The 24,847-nt window shown below is 56.2% G+C and carries 20 protein-coding genes; 11 read left to right on the top strand and 9 right to left on the bottom strand.

The features are described 5' to 3' along the window. The first annotated feature begins 643 nt into the window (after positions 1-643). On the top strand, positions 644-2,008 hold the full coding sequence (locus K325_RS0100745; RefSeq protein ID WP_029652336.1) for a KamA family radical SAM protein: 1,365 nt from the start codon (positions 644-646) through the stop codon (positions 2,006-2,008). 60 nt (positions 2,009-2,068) lie between these two features. Here K325_RS0100745 and trxA read toward each other — a convergent pair whose 3' ends face one another. After that, positions 2,069-2,932, bottom strand: coding sequence for a thioredoxin (gene trxA / locus K325_RS0100740; RefSeq protein WP_029652335.1), 864 nt, complete (start codon positions 2,930-2,932; stop codon positions 2,069-2,071). A gap of 137 nt (positions 2,933-3,069) precedes the next feature. On the opposite strand from trxA, the gene lon reads away from it, so the two are divergent. Beyond that, the gene (gene lon, locus K325_RS0100735; RefSeq protein WP_029652334.1) at positions 3,070-5,520 is read left to right on the top strand and encodes an endopeptidase La; all 2,451 of its coding nucleotides are present in this window, start codon (positions 3,070-3,072) and stop codon (positions 5,518-5,520) included. Positions 5,521-5,582: 62 nt separating this feature from the next. On the opposite strand, the gene K325_RS0100730 is transcribed toward lon, so the two are convergent. Beyond that, the gene (locus K325_RS0100730) at positions 5,583-6,077 is read right to left on the bottom strand and encodes a MarR family winged helix-turn-helix transcriptional regulator (protein ID WP_029652333.1); all 495 of its coding nucleotides are present in this window, start codon (positions 6,075-6,077) and stop codon (positions 5,583-5,585) included. A gap of 208 nt (positions 6,078-6,285) precedes the next feature. Between K325_RS0100730 and K325_RS0100725 the strand changes: the two genes are divergently transcribed. The 6 genes from K325_RS0100725 to K325_RS0100700 all read left to right on the top strand — a co-directional run bounded on the left by K325_RS0100725 (position 6,286) and on the right by K325_RS0100700 (position 12,296). Continuing rightward, complete coding sequence (locus tag K325_RS0100725; protein ID WP_029652332.1) at positions 6,286-7,194, top strand: tetratricopeptide repeat protein; 909 nt, start codon at positions 6,286-6,288, stop codon at positions 7,192-7,194. A gap of 163 nt (positions 7,195-7,357) precedes the next feature. Beyond that, entirely contained in the window at positions 7,358-8,470 is a 1,113-nt protein-coding gene (locus tag K325_RS0100720) for a branched-chain amino acid ABC transporter substrate-binding protein (RefSeq protein ID WP_029652331.1), read from the top strand. A gap of 159 nt (positions 8,471-8,629) precedes the next feature. Continuing rightward, positions 8,630-9,553 (top strand): high-affinity branched-chain amino acid ABC transporter permease LivH, encoded by a 924-nt coding sequence (gene livH, locus K325_RS0100715; protein WP_029652330.1) that lies wholly within the window; start codon positions 8,630-8,632, stop codon positions 9,551-9,553. Beyond that, on the top strand, positions 9,553-10,824 hold the full coding sequence (locus K325_RS0100710; RefSeq protein WP_029652329.1) for a high-affinity branched-chain amino acid ABC transporter permease LivM: 1,272 nt from the start codon (positions 9,553-9,555) through the stop codon (positions 10,822-10,824). Before livH ends, K325_RS0100710 begins: the two co-directional genes overlap by 1 nt. Positions 10,825-10,829: 5 nt before the next feature. Beyond that, positions 10,830-11,585 carry a high-affinity branched-chain amino acid ABC transporter ATP-binding protein LivG gene (gene livG / locus K325_RS0100705; RefSeq protein WP_029652328.1) on the top strand — a complete coding sequence of 252 codons (756 nt, stop codon included), beginning with the start codon at positions 10,830-10,832 and terminating at the stop codon, positions 11,583-11,585. Positions 11,586-11,594: 9 nt separating this feature from the next. Further along, a complete protein-coding gene (locus K325_RS0100700; RefSeq protein WP_029652327.1) occupies positions 11,595-12,296 on the top strand; it encodes an ABC transporter ATP-binding protein in 702 nt (233 codons plus the stop codon). A gap of 67 nt (positions 12,297-12,363) precedes the next feature. Here K325_RS0100700 and K325_RS0100695 read toward each other — a convergent pair whose 3' ends face one another. Beyond that, positions 12,364-12,792: a hypothetical protein gene (locus K325_RS0100695; protein ID WP_029652326.1), complete on the bottom strand. Its 429-nt coding sequence runs from the start codon at positions 12,790-12,792 to the stop codon at positions 12,364-12,366. A 308-nt stretch (positions 12,793-13,100) separates the two neighbouring features. Here K325_RS0100695 and K325_RS0100690 point away from each other — a divergent pair, with 308 nt between their 5' ends. From K325_RS0100690 to K325_RS0100680, 3 genes are all read left to right on the top strand, one after another. After that, positions 13,101-13,565, top strand: coding sequence for a DUF3015 domain-containing protein (locus K325_RS0100690; RefSeq protein WP_029652325.1), 465 nt, complete (start codon positions 13,101-13,103; stop codon positions 13,563-13,565). Between the two features lie 79 nt (positions 13,566-13,644). Beyond that, positions 13,645-15,516: an Lnb N-terminal periplasmic domain-containing protein gene (locus tag K325_RS0100685; RefSeq protein WP_029652324.1), complete on the top strand. Its 1,872-nt coding sequence runs from the start codon at positions 13,645-13,647 to the stop codon at positions 15,514-15,516. Continuing rightward, positions 15,486-16,361 carry an alpha/beta hydrolase gene (locus K325_RS0100680; protein WP_029652323.1) on the top strand — a complete coding sequence of 292 codons (876 nt, stop codon included), beginning with the start codon at positions 15,486-15,488 and terminating at the stop codon, positions 16,359-16,361. Before K325_RS0100685 ends, K325_RS0100680 begins: the two co-directional genes overlap by 31 nt. Positions 16,362-16,574: 213 nt before the next feature. Here K325_RS0100680 and pnp read toward each other — a convergent pair whose 3' ends face one another. The 6 genes from pnp to nusA form a co-directional block, all read right to left on the bottom strand. Beyond that, positions 16,575-18,689, bottom strand: coding sequence for a polyribonucleotide nucleotidyltransferase (pnp, locus tag K325_RS0100675; protein WP_228128385.1), 2,115 nt, complete (start codon positions 18,687-18,689; stop codon positions 16,575-16,577). Positions 18,690-19,033: 344 nt separating this feature from the next. Continuing rightward, positions 19,034-19,303: a 30S ribosomal protein S15 gene (rpsO, locus tag K325_RS0100670; RefSeq protein WP_029652321.1), complete on the bottom strand. Its 270-nt coding sequence runs from the start codon at positions 19,301-19,303 to the stop codon at positions 19,034-19,036. Positions 19,304-19,385: 82 nt separating this feature from the next. Next, the gene (truB, locus tag K325_RS0100665) at positions 19,386-20,309 is read right to left on the bottom strand and encodes a tRNA pseudouridine(55) synthase TruB (protein WP_029652320.1); all 924 of its coding nucleotides are present in this window, start codon (positions 20,307-20,309) and stop codon (positions 19,386-19,388) included. Continuing rightward, the gene (rbfA, locus tag K325_RS0100660) at positions 20,306-20,740 is read right to left on the bottom strand and encodes a 30S ribosome-binding factor RbfA (protein ID WP_029652319.1); all 435 of its coding nucleotides are present in this window, start codon (positions 20,738-20,740) and stop codon (positions 20,306-20,308) included. Before rbfA ends, truB begins: the two co-directional genes overlap by 4 nt. Continuing rightward, positions 20,740-23,286, bottom strand: coding sequence for a translation initiation factor IF-2 (infB, locus tag K325_RS0100655; RefSeq protein ID WP_029652318.1), 2,547 nt, complete (start codon positions 23,284-23,286; stop codon positions 20,740-20,742). The genes rbfA and infB overlap by 1 nt, the downstream gene beginning before the upstream one ends. A 20-nt stretch (positions 23,287-23,306) precedes the next feature. Further along, on the bottom strand, positions 23,307-24,800 hold the full coding sequence (gene nusA, locus K325_RS0100650; RefSeq protein ID WP_029652317.1) for a transcription termination factor NusA: 1,494 nt from the start codon (positions 24,798-24,800) through the stop codon (positions 23,307-23,309). Between the last annotated feature and the right edge of the window lie 47 nt (positions 24,801-24,847).

Genomic DNA, 24,847 nt, shown 5'->3' with positions numbered 1-24,847 from the left:
CATCAAAAGTGCAACGCCGGCCACGATCAGCGGCCTCAAACGGTGCGAAGTCATAAGCTGCGATGGTATGCAGTATTTCTTGTAGAAACGTCAGCTTGTAAGAAAGGCTGATCCGGGTGCTTGACCTCTCTCAAGCATAGAACAGCTTTCTCATTTTTCCTGTCGGCAACCGCGCGGCCCTGCGGCTTTTCACCCGGAACCGTCGCCCGGAAAACGCGCCTGCCACGTTTGCAACCGACAAACCCGAAAACTTTCGTTCTTTTACTACAAAACACCCCTGAAAAACAAACAAACAGCCGTTTGAAAGCCTGAATCTTGCCGTTTGTTTATATTACTTACGTAATAATGTCGCCATTTTGCTCACCAAACAACCGACCTCAGACCAAGGTCTGATCTTCCTGAGGACCACCATTTCCATTGACACACTAAGCATCGACAACCTCCTGCCCACCCAACTTCATGCTTTTTCTCTGCTTTTACCCTGATTTTATTGGCCATTTCATGAGACAAAACCCCAACCACCACCACTCATTAATTAGACCTGAAAACAAATTTCGTTTTATGTATACTTGCCGCCCGTTTTTTAACCAGCAAGGGAGGTCAGTCCTCTCTTTTGTCTTTGACCTACAACAGAGGGCGACCTATGAACTCTATCGTCACCGTTCCTAACCAGATCCCGGTACAGGAATTCGAGGAACGCCGGTTCAAGGTATTCACCGACCGCCAACTCGACAAAATTGAGGCAATCCAGACTCTCCCTGAGGAAACCCTGTTTGAAATGAGGGTGGTGGCCAGCGTATTGCCGTTCCGGGTCAATGAGTATGTGATCAACGAACTGATCGATTGGAACAAAGTCCCCAACGATCCGATTTACCAGTTGGTCTTCCCTCAGAAAGGTATGCTCAAGGACGAACATTACGAACGTATGGCCCAGCTTCACCGGGACGGCGCAGACAAAAAAGAAATTCAGGCCGTCGCCAAGGAAATCCGCGACGCACTGAACCCGCACCCTGCCGGGCAGATGGAAATGAACATGCCGGAACTGGACGGTGAAGTTCTGGACGGCATTCAGCACAAGTACCGGGAAACCGTTCTGTTCTTCCCGGCTCAGGGCCAGACCTGCCACTCCTATTGCACCTTCTGCTTCCGCTGGGCGCAGTTTGTTGGCGACAAAGACCTGAAGATGGCCAGCACCGAGGCCGAAAAACTGCACGGCTATCTGCAGGAGCACACCGAAGTGACCGACCTGCTGGTCACCGGCGGCGACCCGATGGTAATGAAAACCAAAAACCTGGTGCAGTACCTGGAACCGCTGCTGCAGCCAGAGTTCGATCATATCCAAACCATCCGCATCGGAACCAAGGCGCTGACCTTCTGGCCGTACCGGTTCGTGACCGACAAAGACGCAGATGAACTGATCGAACTGTTTGCCAAGCTGGTTGAGGGCGGCAAACACGTAGCCATCATGGCCCACTACAATCACTGGCAGGAAATCACCACCGATATCGCTGAAGAGGCCATCCGCCGCATTCGGGCAACGGGAGCCGAGATCCGGGCCCAGGGGCCTCTGATCAAACACGTGAACGACAACGCCGACGACTGGGCCAGACTCTGGAAGAGAGAAGTGAAGCTCGGCATCATCCCCTACTACATGTTTGTGGAACGGGATACCGGCGCCAAGAACTACTTTGAGGTCCCACTGGCAGAGACCTACCACATCTACCGGGAAGCCATGAAGCAGGTCAGCGGCCTGGCCCGCACGGCCCGCGGCCCCAGCATGAGCGCAGGCCCCGGCAAAGTGGAGATTCAGGGCATTACCGAAATCAATGGCGAGAAAGTGTTCGTGTTGCGCTTCCTGCAAGGTCGCAACCCAGACTGGGTACAGCGCCCGTTCTTTGCCAAGTACAGTGAAACGGCTACCTGGCTACACGAGCTGGAGCCCGCCCTGGGAGAAGAGAAATTCTTTTTCGAGGATGAATTCGAGCAGATGAAGAAAGGCAACGGCTAAGACCGCGCCTTTGCAACAGGAAAGGAGCGGCCGCCCCCTCCTTTCCTGCTCCGGAAACCATTAATGCATGAGCGTGTACAGCTTGCGTCGGTATGTGCGCACATCTGGATTGCCACTGCCCAGCTTTTCAAACAGTTCTACCAGCGTCGTCCGGGCCACCCCCTCCTTGTAGGTACTATCCGCCTGCATTAAACGGAGCAGCAACTCCATGGCTTCGGCATTTTCATCCCTCAACACCTTATGAAGCGACAGCTGATGAAGCGCCTCCGGGTCCTGAGAGTTTTCAGCCAACCGGGCCTCAAGCTCCGCCATGGGCGGCAATTCACCGGACTGCTTCATAAACTTGACCCGGGCCGCCAGTTGCTTGGCCTTATGCTGCATTTTTTCTTCCGGCGGCAGACTGTTAAGCACCTGCTCTGCAGTCTCAAGATCTCCTTGTTCCGCTTTCAGCTGAGCCAGATCAATCAACACATCCAAATTTTCCGGGTCTTTCTGATTCAACTCGGTGAGAATCACCAGAGCACTGTCTACATCTCCAGACTCCCACAAGGCCTGAGCCTTCTCATACGGGTCCTCCGCCGGAGCCTCCACGTGCTTATCCAGGACCTGCCGAATCTCACTTTCCGGCAGCGCTCCGTTAAAACCATCCACCGCCTGACCCTTCTTGACCAGAATCACCGTGGGCAGACTCCGAACCCCCAAAGAAGCGGTCAGCTCCTGCTGCTGGTCGGCGTTCACCTTGGCCAGCTCAAAGTTTCCCTGATACTCCTCCGCCAGCTTCTCCAAAATCGGCATCAACTGCTTGCAGGGGGCACACCAATCCGCCCAGACATCCACCAGTATCGGCGTCGTCATTGAGGCATCCATCACTTTCTGCTGAAAGTTGTCTGCAGTGGCATCGAAAACGTAGGGCGAGTTGCTCATGAGTCGGGAACCTGAAACAAATGAATGAAATTACCTGCAGATATGGAGCCGGCCCAGGAAAAATCAAGCCAGCTTGAAATACGCAGAGTTGCCGCTACATAGGATCATAAACACTCACTCCTTGAGAGCGCTCCGGCATGAATGACGAGAACCGTAAGGACTCCCTGGAAGAATTTGAAGAAGACGTGACCGAGTACATCGGCAAAGACGAAAACAGCAAAAGCCTGGCGCTGCCCCAGCAGACCAGACCACAACGGCTATACGTTCTCCCCGTTTCCAACCGACCATTTTTCCCGGCCCAGGTTCAGCCTGTGATGGTGAATCAGGACCCGTGGCAGGAAACCCTCAAACGAGTTGGCGAAACCGACCACCGGATGCTCGGCATCTGCTTTGTGGAGAACCCGCAGGCCGACGACGGTATTCCCGACAGCGATGACCTGGAGAGCGTGGGCTGCGCCGTGCGCGTGCACCATGCGCAGAATGACAGCGGCAAGGTCCAGTTTATTGCCCAGGGCCTTCAACGATTCAGAATCGTCCAGTGGCTGCGTCGTCGCCCCCCATACCTGGTCGAAGTGGAGTATCCGGAGGAGCCGGAAGAGCCCGCCGATGAACTCAAGGCCTACACACTGGCCATCATCAGCGCTATCAAGGAACTGTTACGCACCAACCCGCTTTATGGCGAGGAGGTGAAGCAATACCTGTCACGCTTTGGCCCTGACGACAGCTCCCCCCTTGCCGACTTTGGCGCCTCAATGACCAGCGCTCCCGGGCCAGAACTACAGGATGTACTCGACACCGTGCCCCTGCTCCGGCGCATGGAAAAGGTTCTGTTGCTGATGCGCAAGGAGCAGGAAGTCGCTCGCCTGCAGTCCGAGATCAACGACGAGGTCAACGAAAAGGTTCAGAAACACCAGCGCGAGTTTTTCCTGCGCGAACAACTGAAAGTCATTCAACGGGAACTGGGCATCGCCAAAGACGACAAAACCGCCGACGTGGAGCGGTTTGAGGAGCGCATGGCGAAACTCAACCCGCCGGAAGCCGTTCTGGAGCGCTTCAGGGATGAAGTCCAAAAGCTGCAGATTCTTGAACAGGGCTCGCCAGAGTATGGCGTCACCCGCAATTACCTGGACTGGATTACCCAGGTTCCCTGGGGCGTGCATTCCGAGGATCACTTCGACCTGGCACAGGCCAGAACCATTCTGGATCGTGATCACGACGGGCTGGATGACGTGAAAGACCGCATCATCGAATTCCTGGCCGAAGGCTCGTTCAAAGGCGAAGTGAGTGGTTCCATACTCTTGCTGGTCGGCCCACCGGGCGTCGGCAAAACATCCATCGGCCGCTCTGTCGCCGATGCACTGGGGCGTGAGTTCTATCGTTTCAGCGTCGGCGGCATGCGCGACGAAGCCGAAATCAAAGGCCACCGCCGAACCTACATTGGAGCCATGCCCGGGAAGTTCGTGCAGGCCCTGAAAGACAGCAAAGTGGCCAACCCGGTCATCATGCTGGATGAGATCGACAAGATCGGCACTTCGTATCAGGGCGACCCCGCCTCAGCTTTGCTGGAAACTCTGGACCCTGAGCAGAACCGCGAGTTTCTGGATCACTATCTGGATGTCCGGATGGATCTGTCAAAAGTGCTTTTTATCTGCACGGCCAACCAGCTGGACACCATCCCCAGACCACTTCTGGACCGAATGGATGTGATTCGCCTGTCTGGTTACATCGGCGAGGAAAAACTGGCAATCGCCAAACACCACCTGGTTCCCCGCCTGCTCAAGCGGGCCGGTCTGCTGAAAAAACAGCTGAACATCACCGACGCCGCCCTACGCCAGGTGATCGAGGGGTATGCCAGAGAAGCCGGCGTCCGCAACCTGGAAAAACTGCTGCATAAAATCATTCGCAAAGGCATTGTCAGACTGCTGGAACATCCCGGCGAGCCAGTTCGGGTCGGCGTCAGCGACCTGCCAAACTACCTGGGGCAGCCGGCCTTCAGGAAGGAGAAATCCCTGAAAGGCATCGGCGTCGTTACCGGACTTGCCTGGACCGCGATGGGTGGAGCAACGCTCAGCATTGAAGCGTCACGCATTCACAGCAGCCAGCGCGGGTTCCGACTAACCGGGCAGCTCGGGGACGTAATGAAAGAGTCCGCAGAGATCGCGTACAGTTTTGTATCGTCCAACCTGAAACGATTCAAGGGTGACCCGGCCTTCTTCGACAAGTCTTTTGTACACTTGCACGTCCCGGAAGGCGCAACCCCCAAAGACGGACCGAGTGCCGGCATAACCATGGCAACGGCCCTGCTCTCCATCGCCCGCAAGGAAGCGCCACAGCAGAATCTGGCGATGACGGGGGAGCTGACTCTCACCGGCCAGGTACTTCCTGTTGGAGGCATCCGGGAGAAGGTCATCGCCGCCCGCCGACAAAAGATCAGCAATCTGATCCTGCCAGAAGCGAACCGGGGGGACTATGAAGAACTTCCGAATTACCTGAAAGAGGGGATTTCCGTGAACTTTGCCAAACACTATAACGACGTGTTTCAGGTTTGCTTTGGCAACAAACCCAAGCGGGGCTCAAGCGTTCACTAATCTCTGAAACCAAAGAGGCACCCAGCCCGGGTGCCTCTGAAAACTCGCCTCGCCCTTCCCCGTCAACCCTTTTCTTTCCAGCCATCATCTTTCAGCACAGAGCCTACGGTGAGGACCGGAGACGCATCAATGTCGTCCGCATCCATCATATGGGCTACCCGTTGCAACGAAGCCAGAATCATCGTCTGCTCCCACTCGGCCAGACTCTGGAATTTCTGGATAAAATCTTCCTGAAGCGGGTTCGGGGCACGCGCCAGAAGCTCCGCACCTTCTTCTGTAAGATGGGCGTGTACTTTCCGCTTGTCCCGGGTACTGCGAACCCGGTATACCAGCTTGCGGTGTTCCAGCCGATCCAGAATCGTGGTCACCGTGGCCTGACTCAGGCTCACATTCTCAGCAATGGTTCCAATGGTGACTTCCCCAAGATCCCGGATGGTACGCATGATCAACAGCTGCGGGCCTGTCAAACCAGCATGTTTGCTGAGTCGTTTGGAATGAAGATCCGTCGCCCGGATGACCCGGCGCAATGCCACCAACACCTGCTCGTAACTGTTCAACTCCGCCCCCCGGAAGAGATCAAAGACCAATATTTATACCACTAATTATTAGAGGTCTTTATATCCTGAAATGCAAGTGGGCAGTTTTACCTAGGAGGTGATCCAGTCGCACGGACAATCAGGCGGCCTTGCTGCAGCAATATTTCTGCCGGGCACTATGCTAAGGTCAGGCTCTCGCTCTCATTCACTGACAAACGGACCCCGGTTAATGATCAGGAATTACCTCGCGTTCGCCCTCGCCCTTGCTTTCACAGTCCACGTACAAGCCCAGCAGCAACTCGGCCCCGACGAAGAACTGACCGCGGAAGATCTGGAGGAAAGCACCAAGACCCTCGAGAAACCCATGTATACACCGTTCGTGGAACTGTATCTGCTGGAAGAGACCAAGGCCTTGCGGCAAGAAATGCAAAATACACGAGCTGAACTGATCGAGAAAGTGGTAGATAAAGAATTGTCGGTGGCGGACAAAACCATGTCTTATGCCACGGATACCGTGACGTACTTTTTCTATCTGATTGCCGGTGCCACCTCCATCCTCGTGGTGATCGGCTGGAACTCCATCCGGGACATGCGAAATCAGCTGACCAGCCTGGCAGAGAAACGCGTAAATGAACTGGTGGTGGTGTATGAACAGCGCCTCAAAGCCATTGAGGAGCAGCTGCAACAGAAGTCCGAAATCATCCACCAGAATCAGGCTGAAATCGAGCGCACCAACGAGGTGCACGCGCTCTGGCTGAAGGCAAGCCAGGAAACCTCCCAGCAGAACAAGATTGCCGCCTACGACCAGATTCTCGACTTACGACCGGATGATGTCGAAGCTCTCAGCTACAAGGCCGACGCTGTCCTCGAAATGCAGGAGCCACTTTGGGCAATCAGCCTTTGCCAGCGCGCGCTCAAGCTGGCCCCGGACAACGGCCATGCGCACTACCAGCTCGCGTGCGCCTACGCCGAGATCGGGCGCTGGGAAGACGCCGTCAGAGACTTGGAAAAAGCCATCGACATTGCTGAAGCCTACCGGGATGACGCGTCGGTTGACCCCAGCTTCGAACATCTGCACGATCATGAAAGTTTCAGGAACGTTGTCTTTCAGACAAACGATGACAGCACGGATGCGTGAACAGGCTCAGAACGGCACGGCGCTTGCTAAAGACTGTCTTTTAGTTGCGCCGTGTTCCAGAGCATACTTCGTGGCCTGATTCGCTTGACAAGCAACAGACTGTGGTGTTTGTTTAAGTCTCTGAGAACATAAGAATAACCCTGACACAGACAGGAAAAACACGATGAAAACCTCCATAACAAAGCTCGCTACCGCTGTTGGCGCGTCCGTTGCCCTGTTGGCTGCCGGCCAGGCCGCCGCTGAAATCAAGATTGGTATCGCCGGCCCAATGACCGGCCCCGTTGCACAGTACGGAGACATGCAATTCTCCGGCGCCCACATGGCCATTGAGCGCATCAATGCGGCTGGCGGCGTGAACGGAGAAGAGGTCGTCGCCGTCGAGGTCGATGATGTGTGTGACCCGAAGCAGGCCGTGACCGTCGCCAACCGACTGGTGAATGAGGGAGTCCGCTATGTCGTGGGGCATCTGTGCTCCAGCTCCACCCAACCCGCCTCAGACATCTACGAAGATGAAGGCATTCTGATGATCACTCCGGCCTCCACCAGCCCGGAGATTACTAACCGGGGCTATGAACTGGTATTCCGCACCATCGGCCTGGACAGCATGCAAGGCCCGGTGGCCGGCAGCTACATTGCCAGCCAGAAACCAGAGCGTGTAGCGATTGTTCACGACAAACAGCAGTATGGTGAAGGCATTGCCACCGCCGTGCGCGACACCCTGAAGGACAGCGGCATTGAAATTGCCATGTTTGAAGGCATTACCGCCGGTGACAAGGACTTCTCCTCGCTTGTCACCAAAATCAAACAGGCCGACGTGGACTACGTCTATTTCGGAGGCTATCACCCCGAGCTGGGCCTGATCCTGCGTCAGGCGCGCCAGTCCGATGTCGACGCAAAGTTCATGGGGCCTGAAGGGGTTGGCAACAAAGACATCAACACCATTGCCGGCGAAGCCGCTGAAGGCCTGCTGGTTACTCTGCCCCCGAGTTTCGACCAGAAAGAAGAGAACAAAGAACTGATTGCCGCCTTTGACGCCAAAGGTGAGGACCCTTCCGGGCCCTTCGTACTGACCTCCTACGCCGCCGTTCAGCTGATTGCTGAAGGCATCGCACAGGCCGATTCCAAAGACCCGTATGACGTTGCCCAGACCCTTCGTTCCGGCAGCTTCCAGACGCCCATCGGGACTGTCCAGTACGATCAGGCCGGCGACATGACGTCGTTCGAGTTTGTGGTGTACGAATGGCACTCGGACGGCAGCAAGACTCCGGTTAACTGAGCCAACCTCGTTAGGTAACGGTAACAACGAGAACACCTTCTCACCGCGATCCGGGAGAAGGTGTTTTTCTGGCCTCCTGCAGACCCTGATGGCAACCATCCCGGCGACACCGGACAGTTGCACGCAGGCGAGGGAGCAGGCTTTCGGAGTTCCACAAACATGCAAGATCTCCTGTATTTTTTCCAACAGCTCATTAACGGGCTGACGATCGGGAGCACCTACGCCCTGATCGCCATTGGTTACACCATGGTTTACGGCATCATCGGCATGATTAACTTTGCCCATGGTGAAGTCTATATGATCGGCGCGTACACCGCTCTGATCGCCATCACCGGGCTGGCAACGCTTGGCATTACCTGGCTCCCCCTGGTCCTGATTGTCGCGCTGATCTGCGCCGTTCTGGTTTCCAGTTCGATGGGCTGGGCCGTCGAACGGGTTGCCTATCGGCCGGTACGTGGGCGACATCGCCTGATCCCCCTGATATCCGCCATCGGGATGTCCATTTTCCTTCAAAACTACGTTCACCTGGCACAAGGCTCTCGAAACATCGGCTTTCCGGCGCTGATTGAGGGTGGCTTCCAGTTCGGGTCTGAAGACACCTTCCCGATGTCCATTTCGTACATTCAGATCACCATTTTCATCACCACCCTGATCTGCATGACAGCGCTGTCCCTGTTTATCTCCAGATCGCGGATTGGACGGGCCTGCCGGGCGGTCTCCCAGGATCTGGGCATGGCAAACCTGCTGGGAATCGACACCAACCGCATCATATCAGCCACGTTTGTTATCGGAGCCTCTCTGGCCGCGGTGGCAGGCCTGCTTCTGGGGATGTACTACGGTTCTGTAGATCCACTTTTTGGCTTCATCGCCGGCCTCAAAGCGTTTACCGCCGCCGTACTTGGCGGAATCGGAAGTATTCCCGGCGCCATGCTGGGCGGCCTCATTCTGGGCGTCGCCGAGAGCATGACCTCGGGTTATCTGAGCGGAGAATACAAAGACGTCGTGTCGTTCAGCCTGCTTATTCTGATCCTGCTGTTCAAACCCACCGGACTGCTGGGCAAACCGGAGGTTGAGAAGATCTGATGGCTGCCAACAACCTGAAACACGCCCTCTTCTGTGCCCTTGTCACCCTGATCATTTCGTACCCGATCATCGGTTTTAACCTGGAAATTCAGGGCATCAACATCACACTGACCGGCGCTACAACCAGCACCATTGGGATGGTCCTGCTGGCCGCCGTTATCGTGTTCCTGTTCCAGTTATTCCGGGACCGGATCATGAGCGCCCTGCGAAGCCTCCCGAATCCCCTCCCGCAACCCCGAAAAGAGCCGATGGCAGAGAACAAGCGGGCCAGAATCGAATCCTGGGTCCTCACCGGCATCGTGGTACTCGCGTTGTTCTGGCCGTTCTTCGTCTCCCGAGGGTCGGTTGACCTGGCAACGCTTGTACTGATCTACATCATGCTGGCTCTGGGGCTGAATGTGGTTGTCGGCCTGGCTGGCCTGCTGGACCTGGGCTATGTGGCCTTTTACGCCGTCGGCGCCTATACCTTTGCCCTGCTCTCACAGTACGCCGGTTTTTCCTTCTGGATGGCATTGCCTCTCGGCGCCTGTCTGGCCGCTCTGTTCGGTCTGGTACTGGGATTTCCAGTGCTGCGACTCCGGGGTGATTATCTGGCCATTGTGACGCTGGGCTTCGGGGAAATCATCCGGATTCTGCTCAACAACTGGACCGCTCTGACCGGCGGTCCCAATGGAATCGGCGGCATTCCCGACCCGACCCTGTTCGGCATGGAATTCGGGCGCCGGGTTCGCGAAGAGGGCAACACCTCGTTCCACGAAACCTTTGGTATTGCCTACAGCGGCGAGCACAAAGTCATTTTTCTCTATCTGATCGCCCTGGTGCTGGCCATCATTACCGCGCTGATCATTCGCCGCTTCATGCGCATGCCCGTTGGCCGTGCGTGGGAGGCACTTCGCGAAGATGAGATAGCTGCCCGCTCACTGGGGCTCAGCCGAACGGCGGTCAAACTCTCCGCCTTCACTATTGGCGCCTTCTTTGCCGGCTTTGCCGGTACCGTGTTTGCCTCCAAGCAGGGCTTTATCAGCCCCGAGTCTTTCGTGTTCCTGGAATCCGCCATCATTCTGGCCATCGTGGTTCTCGGCGGGATGGGCTCGCAGTTAGGCGTGGTACTGGCCGCCATCGCCGTGACCATCTTGCCGGAACTGGCCCGCGAGTTCTCCGATTACCGCATGCTGGTGTTCGGTGCCGCCATGGTGCTGATGATGGTATGGCGCCCGCAAGGCCTGATGCCCATGCGCCGTGTACACATTGAACTCAAAAAGCAGGAGTGACAGGCATGCTGGATGTACAGAATCTGTCCATGCGCTTCGGCGGCCTGCTGGCAGTCGACCAGGTCAGCCTGGATGTGCAGGAACATGAGATTGTTTCCATCATCGGCCCCAACGGGGCCGGTAAAACCACCGTCTTCAACTGCATCAGCGGGTTCTATAAGCCCACGGGCGGAAAAATTTTGTTCGAAGGCGGAGAAGTTCAGGGCAAGCCCGACTACAAGATCTCACGGCTCGGTATGGTCCGTACCTTTCAGCATGTTCGCCTGTTCGGGCAAATGAGCGTGGTGGAGAACCTTCTGGTAGCACAACACCGCCACCTCAATACGAACCTGCTCTCCGGTCTGATCAAGACCCCCGACTTCCGTGAACGGGAACGCAAGTCTCTGGACCGGGCTTCCTACTGGCTCGACCGGGTCGGCCTTCTGGAGCTTGCTAACCGGGAAGCCGGGAACCTGGCATACGGACAACAGCGTCGGCTGGAGATCGCACGCTGCATGGTGACAGAACCGAAACTGCTGATGCTGGATGAGCCCGCGGCAGGCTTGAACCCAGCCGAAACCAAGGACCTCAATCAACTAATTGTCAGCCTGAAAGAAGACTACAACGTCTCTGTTCTGCTGATCGAACACGACATGAGCCTGGTTATGGATATTTCCGACCGGATCACCGTGATCAATCAGGGGCGCCCACTGGCATCGGGAACGCCGGACGAAGTTCGCCAGAACGACGATGTGATCAAAGCTTATCTGGGCGAGGCCTGAGGAGACACCATGCTGGCACTGGAAGACGTACATACCCACTATGGCAAGATCGAGGCCCTGCACGGCGTTTCGGTGGAAGTGAACAAAGGTGAAATCGTTTCTCTGATCGGCGCCAACGGCGCCGGCAAAACCACCCTGCTGATGACCGTTTGCGGCAGCCCGAAGGCCAGTTCTGGCCGGGTCATTCTGGAGGGGCGGGACATCACCAATGAAGCCACCTCCAACATCATGCGATCCGGCATCGCCATCGTGCCGGAAGGACGCCGGGTGTTTCCCGGACTGACGGTAGAGGAGAACCTGCACATGGGCGGTTTCTTCAACACCAAACCGGAAATCCGCAAAAGCCAGGATCACGTGTACGAGCTGTTCCCAAGACTGAAAGAACGTGAACATCAACGCGCAGGCACCATGTCAGGCGGGGAGCAGCAAATGCTCGCCATCGGCCGCGCCCTGATGAGCAAACCCAGAATGATCATTCTGGATGAGCCTTCACTGGGACTGGCGCCCATTATCATTCAGCAGATCTTCGAGATTATTGGCCAGTTGCGAGAGGAAGGAATTACGGTGTTCCTGGTAGAGCAAAACGCTCATCAGGCTCTGAGCCTGGCAGACCGGGGCTACGTTCTGGAGACCGGCCGTATTCGCCTGCACGATACCGGCAAGAACCTGCTGGCAAACCCTGAGGTCAGAGAAGCCTATCTTGGCGGCTGAGTTGCCAGATAACAAAAAAGCCGGAGGGCGCGTTGCCATCCGGCTTTTTTGACAGGCTCACAAAAGCTTACTTGATGCTTTTGATGGTGCCTTTGTAGCCTTCAACGGTTACGTTGATGGTACCGAACACAACGAAGTCTTCGGTCTCAACGGTGTAACGCGGAGCTACAATGATGTCAGCGCCAGAGGACTCAATAGCCTTGTACGCAGCGGCAGACTTGGCTTTACCAACCGGGTCGCCAAAAGGCAGGCCACCGCCGGCAGATCCGCCGTAAGAAACACCGTCAGAGAACTGCTTGTCACCGCCGATGGTGAAGAACAGAATCTTGGTAACGGAAGCCGTGCCGGAAATTTTCTCGCCTACTTCAACGTCAGCCTTCACGTCTGTCTGCAGAGGAGCAGTCACAGGCATGGAGCTGGAGCTCACGTTAAGTGAAGTACAACCGGACATAGCACCGGCCAGAACGAGTGTTGATGCAATAAGCGCTTTCTTCAAAACAAACTCTCCATATGTTGTTACGCGGCCTTCATGGCCGCGCGCACTATACTGAAATGAGTCTCATATAACAATATGAGACTAAAAAACATCCAATAGCTCTTTTTTGAATATGAACACACGTTCACTTCCCTGAAATCAATCGACACAATTCCTTAACACTGGATTAACTTGCGATTTTAGGTTTTGATCTATACTTGGTCAGACGGTCTCTAACCCAAACCAGACACTGGCCGTTGTCTTGCAGCCGCGGAATCGAAAAGCTGCAGGGTATGCGACAAAGCAAAAATCCCATAAAGGAGTGGATAATGAAAAAACTGATCGCAGGCGCAATTCTTCTTGGTGCTTCCTCCATGGCATTCGCCCAGCCCGGCTGTGGTGTTGGCGCAATGATCTGGAAGGGGCAGTCTGGTATTGCTCCGCACGTACTGGCCGCCACCACCAACGGAACCTTCGGTAACCAGACATTCGGCATGACCACTGGCACCTTGGGCTGCCAGACTAACCAATCCGTTCAATCCATGGCCATGTACATGGACAGCAACATCGACAAGGTTGCACGCGACATGTCCCGCGGCTCAGGTGAGAACCTGGACACCCTGGCGGTTCTGCTGGGTGTAGAAGACGCGGACCGTGATACCTTCCGTCAGACCCTGCAAAACAACTTTGCAACCATTTTCCCGAACGCAGACACCACCTCTGGTGAAGCGGTAGACGCGATCGTTGCCCTGCTGGAGCAAAATGACGCCCTCAGCAAGTACGTTGCGGCCTGATCGCCGATTGTAACGGAATGGATCTGCGCCAGGGACGGCGCACAAACTTCTGAGCAACCAATCCGGATACACCAATCCCATGGGCTTTACCCTTCGCTCCGGGCAGGCCATTCTGTGGCTTGCATGCAGTACTACGGCCTGGGCACAGACAGAAGTTCTGACACTGCCCGAGAACCTGCACCAACACCCAACCTGGCTCACGCTTGGCCACTACCATCAGGATACTCTTGGAGAGAGTTACACCAGCCAGGCTGACGACCCCGGGTTTTTCCTGAGCCAAAGCGGCAAAACCTCACCCAAAGCTGAGCTGGACGCCACGCTGAAAGCCATACAGCAGCCTGGAGGCGGCGATGAGCACGCCCGCTGCCGTTTCCCGGCACGGGATGCCTGGCTGAGGGAACAACTGGATCTGCCAGACACCCCGGTCAACTGCCCGGCGTTCGAGGAATGGTCCGGAACCCTGAATACAGAAAACGTCACGCTGGTGTTTGCAGCCTCCTACCTGAACAGTCCGTCTTCCATGTTCGGTCATACGTTCCTTCGCCTCGACCCCCCTCAGGACGACGACGAAGCCGACCTGTTGCTGGCAAACACTATTTCGTACGCTGCCGATGCCGCTGAGCACGACAACGAGTTACTCTTCGCCTACCGGGGCATCTTCGGGGGCTACCCCGGCATCACCTCTATCAAGCCCTACTATGAGATGATCCGGCTCTATAACGACATCGAACACAGGGATCTATGGGAATACACCCTGAATCTCGACCAACAGGAAGTCGATACCCTGATTGCCCACACCTGGGAAATCCAGGATAAGAACTTCGATTATTACTTCTTTGACGAAAACTGCGCCTACCGGTTACTGGCGCTGATCGACGCCGCACGCCCCGGCACAAGCCTGCTGGACGAAGTCAGCACCCATGCAATACCCTCCGACACCGTGCGCTGGGTCCGCGATGCAGGCCTGGTTGAAAGCGTGAACTACCGCCCCTCAGCAGCCACCTCGGTTGCCCACAGCCTCGACAGTCTGCCGGCAGAGCATCAGACCATTGCCGCCGCGATAGCCAATGGCTACCTGACCGTGGACGCGCCGGAAGTGCGCAACCTCTCAAACAATGAACAGGCACAACTGTTTGATGCCACCTACGACTATGTCCGATACCAGAGCGAAGCCGAGGCTTGGCCCCGAGAGCACGCAGCCCCACTATCACATCAGTTGCTGGTAGCCCGCAGCCAGATCGACAACGCAGAGGCGCTTCCAGACGTGCCAGAACCCCAGGTTCGCGATGATCAGGGCCACGACACTTTCCGGGTAAGCCTGGGGACAGGCCAACTGGCGGGCAGCGAATTTACTCAACTCACGCTCAGGCCCGCTTATCACGACGTACTGGATCCTCCGGAAGGTTATCGAGGTGGAGCCCAACTGCAATTTCTCCGACTCGATGCCCGCCTTTATCACAGCAACAACGAGCTTCAGGTTGAACGTATAACCGGCGTGGAAATCCGCTCTCTGAGCCCAAGAAATCCGTTCTTCGCACCTATTTCCTGGCAGGTTGGTTTTGGCGGCCGAAGGACCGATACCGGGACCGACCGGGTCTTGACTCCCTATCTGGAAGGCGGCGCCGGCGGCAGCTGGCGGCTTGGCGACAACACCCAGGCTTTTGCCATCGCAACCGCTGACCTGGAAATCGACGACGATTTACGCCGGGGCTATGACGCAGCTCCGGGCGCCGACCTGGGCCTGCTGCATCAAAACAACCGGTTCAGCCTGCTGGCTGGCGCCAAAACCAAAGCATGGATCGTCAGTAGCCAACACCGTCAGGACCAACTGTATCTGGAAGGAAACTGGCACATCGGGCGGGAGTTCAGCCTATTCACCAAATTCTCCCGGGAAGATCACTTCGACAGGTACCAAAGCACATGGCAAGCCGGCCTGCACGCCTACTTCTGAATCGACGGACCGCCACCTCCCTGACGCTGATCCTGATCACACTGTTGCAGCTTGGCTGCAGCAGTGTGTTCTTCTACCCCGACAACGCGGTCTACATCACTCCGGATCGCCTCAATCTGGAGTACGAGGACGTCCACCTTGAGACCTCCGATGGCGAAACCCTCCACGGCTGGTGGCTCCCGGCCCTCACCGAGGAGCCTGCTAAAGGCTCGGTTTACTATTTGCACGGTAACGCTCAGAACGTCAGTGCCCATATCCTCAACGTTGCATGGCTGCCAGAACAGGGCTATAACGTATTCACCATCGACTACCGGGGCTACGGCCAGTCCACTGGCGCGCCCGATATAGAAGGCGCCCTGCACGACGTAGAGACCGGCCTGCGCTGGCTGGTTGATCAGGAATACACCCAGAACCGCCCACTCTACCTGCTCGGCCAGAGCCTTGGTGGCGCTCTGGGTGTCACACTCACCAGTGAATGGACACAGCGTAACGAACACCCCCCTCTCAATGGCGTCATCCTGGATGGCACCTTTTCCGGTTTCCGCTACATCGCCCGGGAAAAGCTTGACCTGTTCTGGCTCACCTGGCCGTTCCAGTATCCTCTGAGCTGGACCATCCCGGATGACTACGAAGGCACAGACCACATCGCTGGCCTCTCACCGGTGCCGGTGATGGTTATCCACAGCGTTCGGGATGGCATCATTCCATTTCAGCACGGTGTCAGGCTGTATGACGCAGCGGATCAGCCCAAGGAGTTCTTGCAGACCGATACACCCCACGCGGCGACGTTTGTGATTCCGGCGTACAGGGAGGCAGTACTGGAATTCATGGAAAAAGGCCTATAGAGGCAAGCACAAGGTCTAGCGCAGCGGTTGTGGGAAGCCTTTCCAAAAGTCTTGAGGGCCATGGACGGCCCGAAAGAAGCGCACATGGATGTGCTCGTAGCGTCTTTTGGAAAGGCTTCCCACAACCGCTGCAGGCACTAAAACTACAAGGCCCATAAACGAAAAAACCCGCCAGGCTTGAAGCCGGGCGGGTTTTTCTAACCAAGAATGTTCTTAGTCAGCGAAGTCAGTCGGCTGCTCGCCTTCTTTGACTTCCTTCATGGACAGCTTGACGCGACCACGGTTGTCCACATCCAGAACCTTGACCAGAACTTCCTGACCTTCGCTCAGCTCGTCAGTTACGTTCTCGATACGGCGCTCAGAGATCTGGGAAATGTGCACCAGACCATCCTTGCCGGGCAGGATGTTCACAAAGGCACCAAAGTCCACAATGCGCTCAACGCGCCCCTTGTAAATGGCACCCACTTCGATTTCAGCCGTAATCTCCTTCACGCGATTCACCGCTGCCTGAGCAGCTGCGGCATTATCGGCGTAGATTTTCACATTGCCGTCGTCGTCCAGATCGATGGAGGCACCGGTCTCATCGCAGATACCACGGATGGTAGCACCGCCCTTACCAATGACGTCACGGATCTTATCCGGATGGATCTTGATGGTGGTGATGCTAGGAGCACGCTCAGACAGCTCAGCACGCGGCTCAGCAATCACTTTGTTCATCTCTTCAAGGATGTGCAGACGTGCAGCGTTGGCCTGCTCCAGAGCGATTTCCATGATCTCGTCGGTGATGCCCTGGATCTTGATATCCATCTGCAGGGCAGTCACGCCCTCTTTAGTACCCGCAACCTTGAAGTCCATGTCGCCCAGATGGTCTTCATCACCCAGGATGTCGGTCAGAACCGCGAACTTATCGCCTTCCTTGACCAGACCCATGGCGATACCGGCAACCGGTGCCTTCAGGGGCACGCCGGCATCCATCAGCGCCAGTGAAGAACCACACACGGAAGCCATGGAGCTGGAACCGTTGGACTCAGTGATCTCGGACACCGCACGGATAGCATACGGGAACTCTTCGATGGTCGGCATAACCGCGGCAACACCACGCTTCGCCAGACGACCATGACCGATTTCACGACGGCCCGGGGAGCCCATGCGGCCCGCTTCGCCTACGGAGTACGGAGGGAAGTTGTAGTGGAACAGGAACGGATCTTTACGCTCACCTTCCAGCGCATCGATGATCTGCACGTCACGGGTGGTACCCAGAGTGGCTGTTACAATGGCCTGGGTTTCACCGCGGGTGAACAACGCAGAGCCATGCACAGACGGCAGAACGCCGACTTCTACTTTGATCGGACGAACGGTCTTGTTGTCACGACCATCAATACGCGGCTTGCCTTCAATAACCTGCTGACGAACCACGGACTTCTCAACCTTGCCGAAGTACTTCTTCACTTCGTCTTCGGACGGCTGGCCCTCGTCCTCTCCGGCCAGTTTTTCAACAGCCGCAGACTTGATCTCGCCCAGGCGCTCGTAGCGGGCCATCTTGTCACGGATTGCATAAGCTTCTTCAACCGCGCCACCGAACTCAGACTGAAGTGCATTCAGTAACTCGGTGTTCTCAGCTTCAGGCTGCCACTCCCAACGGGGCTTGCCATTCTCAGCCGCAAACTCCTTGATGGCTGTAATCGCGGTCTGCATTTCCTGATGACCAAACAGAACCGCACCCAGCATCTGATCTTCAGTCAGGCCTTTGGCTTCCGACTCAACCATCAGAACCGCATCGTCGGTACCTGCCACCACCATATCCAACAGCGAGCTACTCAGCTCTTCGAAGGTCGGGTTCAGGAAGTAACCCTTGTCGTTGGTGTAGCCCACACGAGCGGCGCCAATCGGGCCGTCAAACGGAATACCGGAAATAGCCAGGGCCGCAGAGGCCGCGATCATAGCCGCGATATCCGGATCGTGGTTCTTGCTGGCAGACATAACGGTCAGGACAACCTGAACTTCGTTCATGTAGCCAGTGGGGAACAGCGGACGGATTGGACGGTCGATCAGGCGGGAGGTCAGCGTCTCTTTCTCAGACGGGCGACCTTCACGCTTGAAGAAGCCTCCGGGAATTTTACCAGCGGCGTATGTCTTTTCCTGATAGTTCACGGTCAGCGGGAAAAAACCCTGCCCCGGCTTCGGCTCTTTCGCACCAACAACCGTGCCCAGAACAGAAGTATCGCCTGAGCTGACCAATACCGCACCTGTTGCCTGACGGGCAACGCGGCCGGTTTCCAGGGTAAAGGTTTCCCCACCCATTTCAAATGTCTTGATACGTGGTTGCAGATCCACAATAAACTCCTGCATTTTCAGCGGTTACAGATTCCGACAAATGACCCATTCATTCGCCGTTTTCCAACAACTGCAGCAGTCTGATCAGTGAACCGAAAGGCAACCCGTCTGAAAGCTAACAGGCTGTTGCAAAACCCCGGGCAGCCCGGGCTTTTCAACAACCTGCTATCAATATCGGCTTTCCAGTGTGACAGGGAAAATCCTTCGGTTTCACAGACAAAGCAACTGCAGCAAATACGCTTCCCGCTTGTTCGGAAGGAGCAAGCCAGGGAGCGGGGAGAGAAAACAAGGCCGAGCCCGGGAACCCCGGGCTCAGTCTTCAGGTCGCTAAAACCGGATTAGCGACGCAGACCCAGACGCTGGATCAGATCCAGGTAACGGTCAGCGTTCTTGCGCTTGAGGTAGTCCAGCAGCTTACGACGCTGGTTTACCATCCGGATCAGGCCACGGCGGGAATGATGATCCTGCTTGTTGGCCTTGAAGTGATCCTGCAGCTTGTTGATGTTGGCGCTCAGCAGAGCTACCTGAACCTCAGGGGAACCGGTATCAGCATCACCTTGCTGAAAATCTTTAACGATCTGTGCTTTCTCACTGGCAGACAGTGCCATATCTCACCTCATTGTTTGCGATGCATATTCATTCAGCCAAACCGCGCATCTCTACAGCCCGGCTAAACAGCCTACGGTTTTCTTACCGCCCGCTGTTCTTGACCAGTCGGCGGGGAACCAGTTTGGTTTCCTCTCCGTCCGGTAACGCCTCTGCCAGCCCTACGAAGGAATGGTTGCCATATAGGCGCACAAAACCCTCGAACGACTGGCCCGGTATTCTAACCGGTTGTCCGTTCAAGATCGATACCAGCGACGAACCCGACAACCGATACTCCGGGAACATCGTCAGCGCGGTTTCTGGCGGCAGCAAAAGACCATCCAGACTTTCACCCCGCTCCCGCATGGCCTCCAGGTCTTTGACATCGTGCACATTTGCCAGCGTGTAGCCAGCGGCCAGTGTGCGCCGCAACGCACTGACATGAGCACCGCAGCCAAGCGCTTCGCCGATGTCTTCAACCAATGAGCGAATATACGTACCTTTTGTGCAGGTAACAGCGAGGTCCAGCTCCTGATCCCGAACGGCCAGCAATGTCAGCTCGTAGATGGTGACAGGGCGGGCCGGACGCTCCACCTCAATCCCTTCGCGGGCATACTCATACAGCGGGCGCCCTTTATGCTTCAGAGCCGAGTACATGGAGGGGACCTGCTGAATGTCACCACGAAACGTCGTCAGTACTGACTCCACCTCGGCTTCAGTCAACGCAGGGACCGCTTTTTCCTCGACCACAGCACCTTCACTGTCACCGGTTTCCGTCCGGATACCCAGGCGTGCAGTGGTGATGTAGGCCTTATCGCTATCCAACATGGTTTGCGAGAACTTGGTTGCCTCACCAAAACACAGCGGCAACACACCGGTAGCCAGCGGATCCAGTGCCCCGGTATGACCCGCCTTTGCGGCCCCGTACAGCCGTTTAACCTGCTGCAGGATGCCGTTTGACGTCACGCCCTGGGGCTTATCGATAACAAGAATGCCGTTTACATCACGACCTTTACGTCTTCGACTCAAGCGTCACGCTCCGGGTTGTCGGAAACAGGGTCGTCGTTGTCATCACGGGGAGGCACCGCAGGCTTTTCACCCACCGCTTCCCGGATCAGGCGATCCATTTTTCGGCTTTGCCCCAGCAGCTTGTCAAAATGAAAGCGCAAATGGGGGACGACACGCAGCTTCATCGCACGGCCCACCTGACCACGCAAGAAGCCGGATGCCTTGTCCAGCACCGCCAGAGAGTCCTGAACCTCCGGAGACTCTTCTGTGAGCTCCTCGGTCGACAACAACGAAATATAAATATCGGCGTAGCCGAGGTCACGGCTGACCTTAACGTCGTTCACCGTAACCATACCAACGCGAGGATCTTTCACCTCGCGCTGGATCAGCTGCGCCAGCTCACGCTGCATCTGATCGCCAATGCGATCTACGCGACTGTATTCCCGTGCCATCAGGCCCCCGTGGATTCGAGCTGACGTTCAACCCGGACGCGATCGAAGACTTCGATCTGGTCGCCCACTTTCACATCGTAGCCCTTAACACCGATACCACATTCCATACCGTTACGGACTTCCGCGACGTCGTCCTTGAAGCGGCGCAGGGATTCCAGCTCGCCCTCAAAGATGACCACGTTGTCCCTCAGTACGCGAATCGGCTTGTTACGGTATACGGTTCCCTCAGTCACCATACAGCCGGCCACCTGGCCGAACTTCGGCGAACGGAACACGTCACGCACATCGGCGATACCCACAATGTCCTCGCGGAATTCAGGTTTCAGCATACCGGTCAGGGCTGCTTTCACATCATCAATCAGGTTGTAGATGATGCTGTAGTAGCGCAGATCCAGACCTTCCTGCTCAACCAAACGCTTGGAGGCGGTATCCGCCCGCACGTTAAAGCCAAAAATGACCGCACTGGTAGCCATGGCAAGACTGACGTCCGTTTCGGCAATACCACCAACACCGGACGAAACAATCTTCACCTGAACCTCGTCGTTACCCAGGTCCTGCAGGGCCTTGGTAATGGCCTCCAAGGAACCGCGCACGTCGGTCTTGAGCACAACATTGAGGGTCTTGACCTCGTCTTTGCCCATGTTTTCGAACAGGTTCTCCAGCTTGGCCGCCTGCTGACGCTGCAACCGCAGTTCACGCTCGCGGGTCTGACGGAATTCGGCCAGTTCTTTAGCCTTTTTCTCGTCGGCGACCGCAAAGAACTCATCACCGGCATCCGGGGTACCGTTCAGCCCCAGGATTTCCACAGGAATGGAAGGGCCTGCCTCTCTCACCTGTCGGCCAGCCTCGTCAGTCATGGCCCGCACCTTACCGAAGAACGACCCGGCAACGACCATATCGCCCTGGCGCAGAGTACCGTTCTGAACCAGTACGGTAGCCACCGAACCACGGCCGCGCTCCAGGCTCGATTCAACAACCACACCTTTGGCTGCTGCATCCGGAGACGCTTCCAGCTCAAGAATCTCAGCCTGCAGAAGGACCGCTTCCAACAAATCGTCAATGCCCGCACCGGTGTGGGCGGAAATCGGCACAAACTGAATATCACCGCCCCAGTCTTCGGGGATAACTTCCAGCGCAGCCAGTTCGTTCTTGATGCGATCGGGATCGGCAGATTCTTTGTCCATCTTGGTGATGGCCACCACGATGGGCACACCCGCGGAACGGGCATGATCAATGGCTTCTTTGGTTTGCGGCATCACGCCGTCGTCGGAAGCCACCACAAGGATAACGATGTCCGTGCACTGAGCACCGCGAGCTCGCATGGCCGTGAAGGCCGCGTGGCCCGGCGTATCCAGGAAGGACACCATGCCGTGATCCGTCTCTACATGGTAGGCCCCGATATGCTGGGTAATACCGCCCGATTCACCGGCCGCCACCTTGGCGCGACGAATGTAATCCAGGAGAGAGGTTTTACCGTGATCTACGTGCCCCATCACGCTGACGACCGGCGCCCGCTTGATCTTCTCCTTGCCTTCGTGCTCGCTGGTAATTTCGCTCAGCACTTCTTCTTCATAGGCATCTTCGCTGACCGCTCTGGGTTTGTGACCTAATTCCTCGGTCACCAGGACGGCTGTTTCCTGATCCAGGGCTTGGTTGATGGTTGCCATCACCCCCATACCCATCAGCGTTTTAATCACATCAGCAGCTTTTACAGCCATGCGCTGGGCGAGATCACCAACGGTGATCGTTTCTGGAATCTGTACTTCTCTGACCATGGGCTTTGTGGGCCTCTCGAAAGCGTGACGCTTTTCTTTCGGTTTCTTTTTGGCCCGCAGCTGCTTGCGAGGAAGGCTCTCTTCCTCATCCTCTGAAATCACCAGAGGCTCTTCTACCGGACGGCTGCGAGGGCCGCGGTGGCCTGCCTGCTTCTTCTTAGGCTTGCCTTCTTCGATATCATCGCCGCGCTCACGCACCTTCTCTTTCTTCTTCTTGGGCTTGCGATCCCGACCTTCATCCTCGGGCGGAGGCATGGGAATGTCCTCCGGCTCAACTGCGGCCTCTTCACTGTCAGACGCAACTTCCGGAGCGGCTTTCACCTCGGTTTCCGGTTCTGCGGGTGCTTCAGCCTCAACGGCCTCAGCCTGGACAACCTCTGCTTCAACCGTCGGCGTGTCCTCAACCGGGGCCTGCTCGGCCACCGGGGCTTCGACAAGCTCTTCTGGCTTGGGCGCTTCAGCTTCCGGCTCAGGTTGCAGCTCTGCACGCTTGATGTACGTGCGGCGCTTACGCACTTCCACATTAACCGTCTTGGCCTTACCAGCCTTCAAAGTGGTCGTGGTCTTACGCTTGAGCGTAATTTTCCGTGGCTCGGCCTCAGCCTCACCATGGTTCTTTCTCAGATAGGCCAGCAACTGCTGCTTCTCATCGCTGGTTACAGCATCATCTTCACCTCGGGCACTGAGACCCGCTTCGACAATCTGCTTCAGCAAACGATCCACGGGAGCGCCTACATCTGCGGCCAGTTGTTTTACCGTTACTTCAGCCATACTGGTCCTCCTCTCCCGAATCAGGCCTGGTCTTCAAACCAGGGGGCACGTGCCGTCATAATCAACTGACCCGCACGCTCTTCATCCATACCTTCAATTTCAAGCAGTTCGTCAATCGACTGCTCCGCCAGATCTTCCATCGTGCGCACCCCCATACCTGCCAGCTTGAACGCCAGGGCACGGTCCATGCCATCCATGTTGAGAAGATCTTCTTCGGGCTCTGCACCCTCCAGGGCTTCTTCACTGGCCAGCGCCTGGTTCAGCAACACGTCTTTCGCACGACGGCGCAATTCAGTGACGGTTTCCTCGTCAAAGCCCTCAATTGCCAGCATTTCTTCCATCGGCACATAGGCCACCTCTTCAATAGAGGTGAAACCTTCCTCGATCAGAACACTGGCAAATTCTTCATCGACATCAAGGTGGGCGGTGAAGTGCTCCAGCAGGCGATTGTGTTCCTGCTCCTGGCGCTCTCCGGCCTCCTCCTCGGTCATTACATTCAGCGTCCACCCCGTCAGCTCTGTCGCCAGGCGAACGTTCTGGCCATTCCGGCCAATGGCCTGGGCCAGATTGTCTTCGGCAACCGCCACATCCATAGTATGACGATCTTCGTCCATCACGATGGACGCGACTTCTGCCGGTGCCATCGCGTTGATCACCAACTGGGCCGGGTTATCGTCATACAGTACGATATCCACTCGCTCACCGCCGAGTTCATTGGATACCGCCTGAACACGGGAACCCCGCATTCCAACGCAGGCACCCACCGGATCGATACGGCGATCGTTGGTTTTCACCGCAATTTTGGCACGTGAACCCGGGTCTCGGGCTGCACCACGAATTTCAATCAGATCTTCCGCAATCTCAGGTACTTCGATACGGAACAGTTCAATCAGCATCTGAGCGTCAGTCCGGCTGAGAATCAGCTGTGGCCCACGATGATCCGTCCGGATTTCCAGCAGCAGAGCACGAACACGATCACCCATCCGGAATGTTTCACGAGGAATCAGGTGCTCACGTGGGAGCAACGCTTCGGCGTTCCCCCCCAGATCCACGATTACGTTGTCCCGGGTGACTTTTTTAACGGTACCGGAGACCAGTTCGCCAATTCGATCACGATAACTGTCTACGATCTTGGTGCGCTCAGCTTCCCGTACTTTCTGAAAAATGATCTGCTTGGCGGCTTGGGCACCGATGCGCCCGAACGCCACAGATTCGACTTTCTCTTCGTACATATCGCCTGGCTTAAGATTTGTATCGATCTCTTCCGCTTCCTGCAGGGTCAACTCCGTACCCAGTGCCGGCACGGCATCGTTATCGACCACCAGCCAACGGCGGAACGATTCGTATTCTCCGGTGCGGCGATCAATGGCAACCCGGATATCCGCTTCTTCGTCCTCATAACGTTTCTTGGCAGCGGTCGCGAGCGCGAGTTCAATCGCCTCGAAAATCACATCCTTCTCGACACCTTTTTCGTTCGAGACGGATTCCACTACCAGCAAGATCTCTTTACTCATGGGATTGCCCTGCCCTCAAAATAAACAATACATCTAAAATTTTATTC

Origin of the sequence: Marinobacter daepoensis DSM 16072, assembly GCF_000421165.1 — a bacterium.
Classification (GTDB): Bacteria; Pseudomonadota; Gammaproteobacteria; order Pseudomonadales; family Oleiphilaceae; genus Marinobacter; species Marinobacter daepoensis.
Note: the sequence above shows the minus strand (reverse complement) of the source record. Positions and strands in the feature narration are given on the sequence as shown.